11 protein-coding genes and 1 tRNA gene are annotated in these 13,506 nt (G+C 46.4%); 2 read left to right on the top strand and 10 right to left on the bottom strand.

Features of this window, described 5'->3' with window-relative positions:
• Positions 1-200: 200 nt before the first annotated feature.
• The 4 genes from malQ to IEU85_RS00045 form a co-directional block, all read right to left on the bottom strand.
• Positions 201-2,369 (bottom strand): 4-alpha-glucanotransferase, encoded by a 2,169-nt coding sequence (gene malQ / locus IEU85_RS00060; RefSeq protein ID WP_188354227.1) that lies wholly within the window; start codon positions 2,367-2,369, stop codon positions 201-203.
• Positions 2,370-2,531: 162 nt separating this feature from the next.
• Positions 2,532-3,227 carry an AbrB family transcriptional regulator gene (locus tag IEU85_RS00055; protein ID WP_229714652.1) on the bottom strand — a complete coding sequence of 232 codons (696 nt, stop codon included), beginning with the start codon at positions 3,225-3,227 and terminating at the stop codon, positions 2,532-2,534.
• A gap of 197 nt (positions 3,228-3,424) precedes the next feature.
• The gene (locus IEU85_RS00050; RefSeq protein ID WP_188354226.1) at positions 3,425-4,072 is read right to left on the bottom strand and encodes an IMPACT family protein; all 648 of its coding nucleotides are present in this window, start codon (positions 4,070-4,072) and stop codon (positions 3,425-3,427) included.
• A gap of 331 nt (positions 4,073-4,403) precedes the next feature.
• Positions 4,404-4,493 (bottom strand) — tRNA-Ser (locus IEU85_RS00045).
• 283 nt (positions 4,494-4,776) lie between these two features.
• Between IEU85_RS00045 and dinB the strand changes: the two genes are divergently transcribed.
• Complete coding sequence (gene dinB / locus IEU85_RS00040) at positions 4,777-6,117, top strand: DNA polymerase IV (protein WP_188354225.1); 1,341 nt, start codon at positions 4,777-4,779, stop codon at positions 6,115-6,117.
• Positions 6,118-6,145: 28 nt separating this feature from the next.
• On the opposite strand, the gene uxaC is transcribed toward dinB, so the two are convergent.
• Positions 6,146-7,639 carry a glucuronate isomerase gene (gene uxaC, locus IEU85_RS00035; protein ID WP_229714651.1) on the bottom strand — a complete coding sequence of 498 codons (1,494 nt, stop codon included), beginning with the start codon at positions 7,637-7,639 and terminating at the stop codon, positions 6,146-6,148.
• A 163-nt stretch (positions 7,640-7,802) separates the two neighbouring features.
• Here uxaC and IEU85_RS00030 point away from each other — a divergent pair, with 163 nt between their 5' ends.
• Positions 7,803-8,231, top strand: coding sequence for an HIT family protein (locus IEU85_RS00030; protein WP_188354224.1), 429 nt, complete (start codon positions 7,803-7,805; stop codon positions 8,229-8,231).
• A gap of 280 nt (positions 8,232-8,511) precedes the next feature.
• Here the strand turns inward: IEU85_RS00030 and dapC are convergent, their stop codons facing one another.
• From dapC to IEU85_RS00005, 5 genes are all read right to left on the bottom strand, one after another.
• Positions 8,512-9,699, bottom strand: coding sequence for a succinyldiaminopimelate transaminase (gene dapC, locus IEU85_RS00025; protein ID WP_188354223.1), 1,188 nt, complete (start codon positions 9,697-9,699; stop codon positions 8,512-8,514).
• A 53-nt stretch (positions 9,700-9,752) separates the two neighbouring features.
• On the bottom strand, positions 9,753-10,073 hold the full coding sequence (gene fdxA, locus IEU85_RS00020; protein WP_188354222.1) for a ferredoxin: 321 nt from the start codon (positions 10,071-10,073) through the stop codon (positions 9,753-9,755).
• 80 nt (positions 10,074-10,153) lie between these two features.
• On the bottom strand, positions 10,154-11,641 hold the full coding sequence (locus tag IEU85_RS00015; protein WP_188354221.1) for an amino acid permease: 1,488 nt from the start codon (positions 11,639-11,641) through the stop codon (positions 10,154-10,156).
• A 105-nt stretch (positions 11,642-11,746) separates the two neighbouring features.
• Entirely contained in the window at positions 11,747-12,958 is a 1,212-nt protein-coding gene (locus IEU85_RS00010; RefSeq protein WP_188354220.1) for an FAD-binding protein, read from the bottom strand.
• Between the two features lie 149 nt (positions 12,959-13,107).
• Positions 13,108-13,506, bottom strand: a 399-nt coding sequence (locus IEU85_RS00005) for an Imm70 family immunity protein (RefSeq protein ID WP_188354219.1), incomplete at its 5' end; no start/stop codon positions are given.

Raw genomic sequence — 13,506 nt, 5'->3', positions numbered from 1 at the left:
CTTTTCTGTTTCTATTGTGTTCCGGGTATTGAGTTGGTTAGGCTCGCTACCGCATTATCCGTGGGCTCCCTGAAAGTCCTATTGGCGAGTGGGAAAGCGCTTTGAAGGACCCCGTAGGGAAACACAACAATCTAAGAGAATACCGCCATCACCTGACATTTTTCCAGGTAATAGCGGTATTGAACGGTGTGTCGAATTGCTTACTTATTGCCGCGCATTACAGCAGCTAATGATTGTGCTCGTTCAAGCTCAAAGAGCTGCTCAACACTTACAGCTTTTCCTTCACTATCAGCTAACGGAATGCGCCAATTGGAGTACTCATTATTCGTTCCCGGCTGATTTTGCGCTCGACGCTCACCCACCGCATCAGTAATAGACGCAGCATAGAGTTTGCTTGGTGCAAGTAATAGTGCACGGTGAAGACCTTCAACAATTTCTTGCTCATGTGCTTGTTCGTCTTCTAACCACTGACGCTCAATACAACCTTCGTCAATCAGCATAGACAAAAGCGCATTATGCTCATGGTTCGCACTCTTCATAAAGTCCTCATACGAACCAGTAAGCAATCCGAGCTCATTGCGCAATTTCACATGCACATAATTGAGATAACCTGCTGCTGGCGGAATATCATGGGTATTCACGGAAGCGAGCGCCAGTTGTGCCCATTGCTGCGGTGGAATGAAAGCACCTTCCATTTGTTCAAACCATTCCACAGCGCAGCCCATTAATCCATGATCGCGCAATCCTTGAGCCATATACTGCGGCACTACACCGAGGTCTTCACCTACTACAACACCATGAGCACGCTGTGCTTCCAGCGCCAAAATACCCATCATAATATCGGCATCATTGCGCACATAAGCACCTTGTTTTGCACTGCGTCCCTGTGGAATCCACCATAATCTGAACAGTCCAATAGCATGATCAATACGCACTGCACCGCTATGAGCAAACATATTGGACACTAGGTCACGATATGCCTGATATCCCGTTTCGCGCAGATATTTTGGATTGAGTGGTGGTTGGCTCCAATTTTGCCCTTGCTGGTTGAAATAATCTGGAGGCGCACCGACTGTAGCCCCTTGAGCAAAGCGCTCAGGATTCCACCATACATCAGAGCCAAGTGGGTGTACACCAACGGCCATATCTGACATAATGCCGATTCGCATGCCAGCACGATGTGCGCGCTGCTGTGCTCCGGTAAATTGCTCATCAGCAATCCATTCAAGCCAGCGGTAGAAATCAAGCGTATCCGGGTATTTATTGCGCAGTTGGTTTACCGCATCGCTATCACGATGAGTGGTCGTAATCCACGAATTTGTATCCGCGCTTGGCGCTCCCCACTTATCGTAGGCCAAGCACCATGTAGCATATCCTTCTAGATCATCACCTTGCGCTTGCTTAAATTGATCAAATTCACGTTGACGTTCAGCGCTACGCCCTGCTTTGAAAATTGCCCATAATGCTGGCATTTTCGCATTCCACATGGCATCGCGATCAATTTGCTGAGCATTGGTATTCAATGGTTCAACACTTTGCCATAACTGTGACACATGTTCACGTGTGGCATCATCAAGATTTGCATACTCCGCAATAGCTTCTGGCCGAATATACGTGAAATTGATAAAACGCCTTGAAATTGGTAAATACGGGGATGGCGTAAGCGGCGTGCATGGCTCTGCAGCATGTATTGGGTTAATGAGTACGAAATCTGCACCTGTGTGCTGGGCATGTTCAAGCAGCAAGCCGAGATCTTCGAAATCACCAACTCCCCATGAAGCAGCTGAGCGGATGGTATAGCATTGCGCCATCCATCCCCACATGCGTTCTTTGTCACCTTTAAGCCCATCAATAAGCTCCACTTTTTCTGGAACACTAATCAGGGTAGCTTCAGCTTTGCGTTCCGCCACCTGTACAGTAAGCGTGTGATAGCCAAGAGGTACATCGGAGGGGATAACAATGCTTGAATTAACAATAAAATTACCATTCACCAAACGTGCAGGTTGTCCGTCTCCAGCATCAGGCGTGAGCTGCATTTGCGTACCATCTTCGCACGTCAGTGTAGCTTGGGGAATATCAGTAACGCCATGATATACCGGCACATGCGTTGTTTTCCCATGAATATGAAGCACCGTAGGCGCTACTAGTCTGCCAAACTTCTGCTCCGCACTTTGCACGAGCGCTTGTTCAATAGCTTCTTGATTTGACGCATCGATACCAAGAGATGCAAGAACATCAATAATGACACCATCGTCAATTTCAACATATTCGCCTTGCTGACCAATATAGCTGGTTTCAATGCCTTCTGCTTTTGCCAGCTGGATTAATGGTCGTGCTAAGCGTTCTGTGGATTCTTCTCGCTGTTCCATAATGCATACTGTAGCGTGAAAATGTAGATTATGGGTATTCGACAAGCCAAAATATGAGCAAATTCCCTATTTATTCCCTATTTATTGCCTATTTACTCCCTGTTGCTATTGTGTATTACACATATTGCCCAAATTCTCTAACACCACTTATCTATTGACGTGTTATCGACCCATGCGTTCTTCTACAGCATGGCGCACAGACTCATCAGTATCTTGAGCAAGGCGTTCCAAGGTTTCTTGAGTAGTTGATGGGTTTAACGCCACTGCACGACGAATCATTGAGGTAAGTACTGCCGGTCCTTGCATATCTTCATCTACGCCAAAGCGTGACAGATAGTCAAGCGTTTGCGCAGTATTGCTTGAATCTTCGGCACCTTCCATACGCATTTTCCATGATGTTTGCGGATTCAGTAATGCCGCGGCACGCACTTCTTCCCGCTCATCTTTAGTCAACCTACCAACAAGCCAATTTTTATCATTGCTATTGGCGGCCACCGCTTGACGCACTTGCCAATCACTATCTTGAGAAAGTTTGACTAAAATATTAGGAAATGGCATTGTTTGTGCTAGGAAAATACGATCTTCTAACAGCGTATGAGCATTGCCTGCGACGGCTTCAAGTAATGCTGTCGCACGAGAGAATGCCGATTGGTCTTTACGGTCAGGCAATTGGCGAGTGGCAAAATCATGTAATAGTGCAGCATCGTCAGTATGGCGCAAGCGCTCATATGTTACCGTTAATGGTTCATGCTCAGTCTGTGTCTGCTGAGCCTGCTCACCCTGCTGTACTGGTTGCTCATGCGACTCTCCTTCAATGTTTTCTGTCGCATTATCTTGTATCGAATTTTCTTGTGCCATGTTACCCACACTCACTGCTATTCAACTATTCAACGCTGTACTTAATTACTCACTACCATAGTAACTGCTCAATGCCGTACCGTCACCGTACACTACACTGCATGCGTTAGCAACTTTGTATGCAACGCTTATCCACAAATTCTTGTAACCCGCATATGCATTACTCAACTACAGTACTTTGCGCTTTCGCAGCGCGACTACTGTGCCTGCTGAAGAACAGGGCGATTCACTTGCTCGCCAAGCGTTAAGTTAACCGTCGCATTAAACTGTTCTTGTACTCGCTGCTGCAATAACGGTACTGCCTCCTGTGGCACATCTAACGTCATTGTCACATTTTCAGCAAATGCCTCATGAGCAACCTGTGCACCAACCGAAGCAGCAAGATTGCGCATGATTTCAAGCCTCGCATAGCTGACGCGAGCAGTAACTACAACACATGGCACAATTGTTGCCAACTGAGATGCCTGTACTGCCAGTGCTGCACCACGCGCGTAGGCGCGAATAAGCCCCCCAGAGCCCAGTAAAATCCCGCCAAAATACCGTGTAACACTTACCACGCAATCCGTAAGTTCATTTTGGCGCAGCACATCTAAAATTGGTTTACCAGCAGTACCACTTGGCTCACCATCATCGCTCATGCGCTCACCTAGACGACCACCATCTTCTCCCCAAACTGCGGCAAATGCCACATGTCGCGCTTTAGGGTGCTGTGCACGAATCTGCTCAATAAATGCCGCTACCTCCTGAGGTCCGGTAATATGACAGGCATCACCGATAAACTCACTATTGCGTTCAATAAATGAGTTATGTGCAGGGTTTTGCGCAGTATCGAGCAAAGTTTTCATGGCTCTACACTATCGATTGGTCTCTATTTCGGACCTACGCCTTAGGATATACAAACACTAGTTACTAAAATGTGGCGCCTTTGCACCAATGCACTCATATACAATATTTACAAAAAAGTAATGTGTCGTACATCACATTACTCGATACTCTAGGGTAGAGTTAGACCATAGCGGCGGACAATGGCGTACCGCCGCAAACGTTTATGCATCCTCTGCTCTTTTACGCATCGTTACGCAACTAGGGTATTTGGGTGAAATGGCTTAAGAACGTTGTAAACATTAGGGTTTTTGGCATGAAAAAAGGGTTTTGAGAATGTCACTCAAAACCCATTGGCGGAGTCAGAGGGATTCGAACCCTCGAACAGCTTGCGCCGTTAACACCTTAGCAGGGTGCCCCTTTCGGCCACTCAGGCATGACTCCGTTTCACGGCTCCGCAGGCTTCTGCCCACGATGCGCGCAACAAGCTATTACTTTACCACTACCGCAAGAATAGACACGCCACAAGCATAAAAATGCATATACGAATACGTCAAACGACGCAATATAGCACACCAATCACAGTCTATAACCAATTTTGAGCCACTAATTACAACACAAAACTCAAGTCCCTTATTATACTTCCTTATCCACAGCACCTTGTCTCAATTCTCTGTCACTGAGTCTGCCAGTACACAGTCCAGCACAAATCTGTTAGCATACAACCATGAGTAACGCACCGCGACTTTCAGGAGCCCAACTTGCACAAGCAACACATGCTTGGGGCTCTGACACTTCCGGGTGCACGATACTGCATATCGATATGGATGCGTTCTATGCATCCTGTGAAATACTACGCCGACCACAATTGCGCGGTAAACCTGTTATTGTTGGCACCGGCAACCGCTCTGTAGTATCAGCAGCAAGTTATGAAGCTCGCGAATTTGGTGTTCGCTCTGCTATGCCAGTTGCAACTGCTCGGCGACTTTGCCCTCAAGGAATTTTTCTACCTGTAGATATGCCATATTATCGACAGAAATCGCGCCAAGTATTTCAAATTTTGTCAAGTATTACTGATCAGGTTGAGCGTACAAGCGTTGACGAAGGCTATATGGATGTTGCGAGCACTTTGCGCATATGGAAATCACCTCTTGATATCGCGCATTACATTCGCACTCAGGTCTTTGAACAGCTCGGTCTCACCTGCTCTATTGGTATTGCTAGCAACCGTTTTGTTGCCAAACTTGCTTCTACTCAAGCTAAACCTAATGGCATGTTGCTGGTACCTCAGGCTAGGCAGGCTGAATTTGTACAGCTCCTCCCCTTGCGAGCACTGCCAGGAGTAGGCCCAAGCACCTGCGATAAACTGGCGACTTGGGGAGTTACTACTACTGCCCAATGTGCGCAACTTTCTCTTGAACAACTGCGTCAAATCACTAATTCTGCCGCTGCAGCACAGTTTTTGTATAATGCTTGCCGAGGTATTGGCACCAAACAGCTCACACTCCACGCGCCAGAACGTTCCATTGGTCAAGAGCGCACTTTCCCTCAAGATACACGCAATACTCGTGAAGTTACCGCTATGTTGTTGCAGTGCAGTGATCATGTAGCTTCACAACTGCGCAAACGCCAAGTGGTGGCACGTACTGTTACTGTTAAACTCCGTTCTTCAGATTTGCGATATGCTACGCGTTCATACACATTGCCAACTGCCACTCAGTCTGCACCGGTGATATTCCGAACAGCTCGCACACTGTGTGAGCAATTATTGCATATGCAGTCTCATGCTTTGGATGCCACTAATCCACATATGGCAGTGTCTCTTCCTGAACTCATCCGACTGGCAGGAGTAAGCGTTTCTCATATCAGCGATCAAAAAACTACTGCTATTCAGGCAAGTTTTGATGATCTGATAGCGCAAGAACAATCTACTTCATCAATCACTGATAGCGCACAGGGAGCGCAAACTTCACCTAAGCCTACTTCCACACGCCTTAATCATGCGCAGCAGGCTCTTGATGCTATCCGCGAGCGCTATGGAACTTCTGCTGTGCATTTTGGCGCATAGTTTCAGCACTTAACAATGTATTTGATTATTACTTAAACAGCGCTTTGGCATTGTTGTAAGAAACATCTTGCACAAGCTTGCCGAGCGTTGCTACATCGCTTGGAATTTCTCCACGCTCAGCCCACTCACCGAGCTGTTCGCACAAAATTCTACGGAAGAACTCGTGCCTTGGGAAGCTCAGGAAGCTACGTGAATCAGTGGTCATGCCAACAAAATTGCCTAGTAATGATCCTTCAGCCATTACTTGAATCTGGCGACGAATACCTTCACGAGTATCGTTAAACCACCAAGCATTACCAAGAGCCATATGCTGTTGCATGCCGCCTTGGAAGCATCCAACTACTGTCATAATTGGCAGGTAATCGTTTGGATTCAGGGAGTAGATAATCATGCGTGGCACTGAGTCAGTCTTTGCAGCTTCGTTGAGTAGTGCGGCAAGAGGCTCTGCAATAGCTCGATCATTGAGCGCATCGAAGCCCGTGTCTGGTCCGTGATGCTCGAAACCGCGATCATTGATATTGCGCATAGCGTGGATATGCAATTGCATAGCCCAACCATGAGCTTTGTAAATCTTCATCAATTCAATAAAGAGTGCTGTGCGATACTGAGCTAACTCTTCTGCTGTAAGCGTTTGCCCTGCGCGAGCCTTATCGAGAATAGCGTTCAATTGACTTGCCGTTGCTGAAGCGAATACCATAAGATCCGCTGCATGGTCAGAAAGCCTTGCACCATGAGCGTGGAAGAAGTCCACACGGTTGTTAATAGCAGCCATCATATCGTCGAAGCTGGTAATCTTCATTGAGGTGACTGCTTCGAGTTTCTCAAGCCATTGCCCGAAGTCAGGCTTATCTGGATTGAGCGCTTTATCAGGGCGCATAGCTGGAATCATTTGGAAGGTATCGCCACCTTCGTGGGCGAACGCTTCATGATATTCCAGAGAATCTACAGGATCGTCAGTAGTGCAGATGGTATCAAGATTCATACGACGCAGCAGAGCACGACGGGAGAAATCTTTTCCTGCAAGTGCTTCATTTGTGCGCTCATAAATAGAGCGTGCTGTTTGAGTATTGAGTACTTCTTCAATACCAAAGTAGCGGCGTAGTTCTTGATGTGTCCACATAAAGACCGGTGAGCCAAAAGCCTTCTCCATCGTCTGTGCATATGCGTAGAACTTGTCCCAAGAGCTGCCCTTGCCGGTAATCAGTTCTTCTGGAACGCCATTGGCACGCATCAGACGCCACTTGTAGTGGTCGCCGTAGTTGTTGCCATCAGTTAACCATGCTTCAACAATATCTTTGAAATTTGGATCTTTATAAATTTCTTCTGGGTGCAAATGACAGTGATAATCCACAATTGGCATATGCTTTGCATAGTTATGGAATAACTCTTTTGCAATATCAGATGTTAATAAGTAATCTTCATCCATAAACGCCATTTCAGTCTCCTTTGCCCATGGTGCTGTTGTACTCACAGTAGGAATATTTATGCGCAAAGCTGTATTTGGTTGCCATTTGTTTCCCATATATGCCTCATTTATACAGTTTGTAACGGTTTCATATCCCTCTTAGACAAATAATTATGAAGTTTTGCCAAATTTTGGCAACGACAGACCATCATGTTGTATTCACGCGTATGTTGAACACGTACAACGTTCGGTTAATCATCAATGAAGAAAGGATAACCGTATGTCTAGTGACTCATGCGCCTACTGCGATGAAGGAGCAGCACTTGACGCGTTCGGCATTAAAATTGCAGAATTACCAGCAAGCAAACTTGTTTTGTTTAAGGAGCAAAGCCATAAAGGACGTGTTATTGTCGCTTCCAACCATCATGTTTCTGAAATGGTTGATTTGAGCGAAGAAGAGCGTAATGCATTCATTGCCGATGTTAATTTGGTTGCTCAGGCACTGCATGCTGCGTTCGCACCAGACAAGATCAACTATGGAGCATATGGCGATACTGGACACCACTTGCATATGCATTTAGTACCTAAATATGCTAATGATTCTTTCGAATGGGGCACAACTTTTGCCATGAATCCGGATCGTGTATATTTCGACCAAAACCAATATAAGGAGATTGCTGACGCCATTGTCACTAATTTAAAGCACTAGCACTTTATGTTCTTGAGTTTGAGTCATGTCTAATTCTAGAACATACTGCTACCTCCCCGAGGGTGTCTATTGGAACCCATGTGCAAAAAGCTGGAATGAAGTTGATCGGTATTTGTTCCAGCTTTTCTCTATGTTCCAGCTTTTCTATAAGCCACAATGAATTCACAAAAAGAGCAAGTCTCTTGTGCAGCCTATGCTTCCCAGCAATCACACACTTGTCGTCTGAAAATACTCATATACTCGTACACTTATATACTCATATACTCGTATACTCATATACTCACTTCCTGGCAGCATGTAAACGTTGTACTGCTTGGTCAATCGCATCATCAGGCACAGTGACTGACCAACGCAAGTAGCCGCTATCCCCATAGAATTCACCAGGGCTAACAATAAGTCCTAGCTTGGCGAGTTCTTGCATATCTTGCCAACAATCGCCATGCCGCGCAGCAGTCCAAACATATAGCGCACCATCTGGCATATGCGCATCATAACCAAATTCCCGTAATGCTGGAATAAGCCGATTAAAACGATTTCGGTAGCGCTCTACTTGCGTTGCTATTGCCTTGCTATCATTCAACCCAGCTACCATAGCTGCCTGCACTGGCCCTGGAATAATTTGACCAATTTGCCGACGAGTAGCAGTCATAGGGCGAACAAGCGCAGCATCCCCAGCAATGAGTGCTGTTCTATACCCTGCCATATTGGACTGTTTTGATAGTGAATACAACACCAAAATATTGCGTGCACTTGAACCACTAATCGCTGGCTCAAGCATACATGGCGCACTTGGGATTGTGTCCTGTTCCTGAAGCATTACTTCTGTCGCAGTTGCATTGGATTGCACAGCATCGTGCTTCCAGTACAACAAGGCATAACACTCATCGGAGAGTACTACAGCGCCAATGCGCCGCGCAGCCTCAACTACCTGGCGCAATGCTTGAACGCTTGGTACTGTGCCCGTAGGATTATTCGGAGCATTCACCCACACAGCTTTCACATGTGGATTATGCTCCCACACGGAAGTATCAGTAACATCGTCTACTGCTAGAATTTGCGCACCTGCAAGCTGCGTACCAATAGCGTAGGTAGGATACGACACTTTCGGCTGTACAACCACATCATCGGGTCCCAAACCTAGCAGCGAAGCCATGAGTGCCACAGCCTCTTTTGAGCCTACTGTTGGCACAATATCAGCATCAATGGCTTGTAGATCGGTTCTACGGTATCTGGCAAACCACTGCATTATCGCTTCACGCAGTTGCGCAGTGCCTGTGGTTTGTGGATAGCCGTGCGCATTGGGCGCATCAAGATGTTCAATCATGGCTTGACGCACCGAGTCTGGTACAGGATCTACTGGAGAGCCAATAGAAAGGTCAATCATACCCCCGACTGCTTGCTGTGCAGTGTGCCGCAATGGTTGTAATCGTGACCAATCATATGGTGTCTCATACGGTAAAAATCCCATACCAGCCCTTTCATAGCCAATATCAACTTGTATTATTTATTGATTCATAGGATTTATTGATTCATAGGAGGCATCGATGCAATTTGTGCATAATCATGATCAATAGGACCAAAAGCCTGAGCGCCCCCTTGATCCCCTACTTCTGCAAAGTAGTCAACCGCAGCATCCTTGTACCATGCCCACTCATCTGGCAAATCATCTTCGTAGAAAATTGCTTCTGTAGGGCATACTGGTTCGCATGCTCCGCAGTCCACACACTCGTTTGGATTGATATACAGTGTGCGAGGACCTTCGTAAATGCAATCTACTGGGCATTCATCAACGCATGCCTTATCTTTAACATCAATACAAGGTTCAGCAATAACGTATGGCATACTGCCTCCTTAACGTTCTATTTCAAACTCACCCAGTACCTAGCATACGCCAACTTCGCCCAGTAGGCACTGTACGTGTGTTACTCCTGCAGTTCGTGTAATCCGAGCCTTGAATGCCGATATCCATAGAGAGCATAAATGGCAAAACCAATAACCAACCACACAATAAAGCGAATCCAAGTCAGCACTGATAGGTTAATCATCAACCATAAACAGGCAGCTGCGATAAGTAGCGGAATCCAAGGATTTCCTGGCATTCTGAAACTACGCGTTAATTCTGGACGCTTGCGTCGCATAATTGGCACAGAAATTGCCACTAGTAAGAACGCTGAAAGTGTACCAATATTTACCATATCTGACAGCACATCAATCGGGAAAAATGCTGCAACTACAGCTACTACAATGCCGGCAATAATTTGCAAACGAGCAGGAGTGCCATGAGTACCTGTTTTAGACAAACCACGTGGCAGCAGACCATCACGGCTCATAGCAAATACAATGCGTGTAAGCCCTAGCAGCAGCACCATAACTACGGTGGTTAAACCAATAACAATGCCAAGAGAAATCAGTTTAGCTGCCCAATTAGCACCAACAAGTTCAAATGCTGTTGCTAGCGATGGGCTTTGTGCTTTAGCTAAATCCTTGTATGAGACCATGCCTGTAGTAACAACTGCTACCAGCATGTACATCACGGTAACTAAACACATACCTAAGAAAATGCCACGTGGGACAGTGCGATGAGGATCTTTTGCTTCTTCGGAAGCAGTTGCTACTACGTCAAAACCAATAAATGCGAAGAACACCAACGCAGCTCCGGAAAGGATGCCCGGTACGCCGTAAATACTTGGTTCCATTCCGGTAATAAACTGCCAAAGTGGCTGGAACATTACCCCTTCTTGAGCAGCGCCTTCAACACTGCCAGCTGGCTGTGAGGGTGGGACAAATGGTGTGAAATTTGATGCCTTTACATAGAAAAAGCCTGCAATAACGACAAATGCTACAATGCCAATTTTCAAAATTGTGAGCGCACCATCAACTTGTGCTGAAAGTTTTGTGCCAAACACCAGCAGTGTGGTAAAGAATGCCACAATAATAATTGGCGCAATATCAATATGGAATGAGCCAATATGCACGTTAGTATTAAAAGGAATACCTACTAATCGCAATAAGTCATTGAGATACACGCCCCAGTATTTTGAGATCACGGAACCTGCCATCAGCATTTCCAAAATAAGATCCCAGCCGATAATCCATGCAACCAGCTCGCCTACTGTGGTGTAGGTGAAGGTGTATGCCGAGCCTGCTACTGGAACGATTGAGGCAAATTCTGCGTAGCACATTACTGCTGCGCCACAGACAATGCCAGCTATGAGGAAGCTGATGATTACTGCAGGACCAGCATGGAATGCTGCGGCTTGCGCGCCAACAGAAAAAATGCCGGCACCAACAGCCACTGCAACGCCCATAACAGCAAGATCCCATGTAGAGAGGTTGCGCTTGAGTTTGCGATCTTTTTCTTCTGTTTCAGCAATAGTTTGCTCCACAGTCTTGGTGCGTAGCAAGTTCATAATTGACTCTTTCGACACGTCTTTGGGATAACCATCTGACATTAGCCGAAATATGTACTACATTGAGCAGGCAGTCCACCATTTGGAATAACTGGTGTCGAATACCTACTCAAGTGATACGCCAACAAAAACAGGCTCAGGCACCAATGTAATGCCATACGCTTCATGCACACCACGAACAATACGCCCAGCTAACTGCATTAATTCGTGAGCACTTGCGCCACCTCTGTTGGTCAATGCCAAAGTATGCAACTGCGAAAGCCCTGCATGTGAATGAGGCAAAGCAAAACCCTTAGCGAAGCCCGCATGTTCAATCAACCATGCTGCCGACGTTTTTATCTCATGCGCATTGCCGGTAGGATACCGAGGTGCGTCCTCAGGCAATGCTGCTGCTTGTTCAGCAGAAAGTATTGGATTAGTAAAGAAACTGCCGCTAGAATGACGATTTGCGGGGTTCTTTTGCTCATTACCAGCAAGAGCTTGAAAACGCTCAATATCTTCTATAATATGCGCTTCCTGCTTGGTCGTACTCATCCATGGCGAAGCGTACCGCATTGGATCTTCTAACATGCCTTTTGCCGCACGAATAGCAAGAATCTGCTCGCGCACTACTGTCGCTGGTACCACAGTACCTACTTCGACACCAAGTGCACGCGCGAGCTGTGATGAAGTAATAGTTGGATCTGGATTATGGGTAAGTTTTAACGTTACTGAAAGCACCACATAGCGCGGTGTAGGACCACATTGTGGAGCATCATTTGGTAGCGTTGCCTGATACTGTGGTTGCGCAGTTTGTTTCAATAACGAGGTTCTATACCCAAACTGCATATCATGTGCCGTTAGTTCAGTTACTCGTTTTTCAACCCTATCCCACACTTCAACGTTATCAACGCTTGTACCAACTTCTTGACCATACGCCCCAATATTTTGTACTACACTCGCCCCAACAGTGCCAGGAATACCACTTAATGCCTCAATACCTACAAGACCAAGTTTGATAGCAAACTGAACAACATCATCCCAGTTCGCTCCAGCTTCGGCATTGATATGCACTACGCGCTCGCCATGCTCTACCGGAGCTACTTCATCTGGCACAGTAACGGCGTTACGCGCATCGCGTACTACTATGCCATGAAACTCATCATCGCTTACAACAGTGTTTGAGCCTCCACCAACAACAAGCAGATTAAGCCCTTTGCTATCAGCGTCCTCTACGGCTTCTATAACACCTACTCTCGAATCAGGTTCAATAAATCGTTCTATAGATCCGCCAACGGCCATGGTGGTGATATCTGCAAAAGTGGGTGTCTGTGTCATATGATCTACTCTAACACGGTTGCGTAACAGCAAAAGATCATCTTCAATGATTGCAGCCCTTCGTAGGCTGATCACCACGCCCCTCTACATCACCAAACTGATGCCCAGCGGTATGATCCTGAATCAAGCCCCTTAACTACAACATTCGCTTAGTTCATGTCAGGATCAAATACATAATTCATCGCCACATCACTATCAATCTGTTGAGCATACATAAGCAAACCCATAAGCTCATCAATCAGATTCTTACCATCAACGGTAGTAAAAAACTCAGCCAAATTCACAGCCTCACTATCACCACCCACAGCATAAGGAGGCTTCACATCAGGCAAGCCAACAACCCACACCACATCACTTGCCGGCAATGCACTCAACTCACGCTTAATCACCTCAAGCTCACTCAAAGCCGGAGCCCACCACCCCTTAGGAACACCAGCCCAATACAAGCTATCAGCATTTGGAAAACGACTACCCCACACGCCATCTTCTAACCGAGTGCACACCGTAGCAAAAAACGCATTACCATACGCAAACGAACCCACAGTACA

It is taken from the genome of Galliscardovia ingluviei, from assembly GCF_014635685.1.
Lineage (GTDB): Bacteria > Actinomycetota > Actinomycetes > Actinomycetales > Bifidobacteriaceae > Galliscardovia > Galliscardovia ingluviei.
This window is presented reverse-complemented; position numbering and strand designations above follow the sequence as displayed.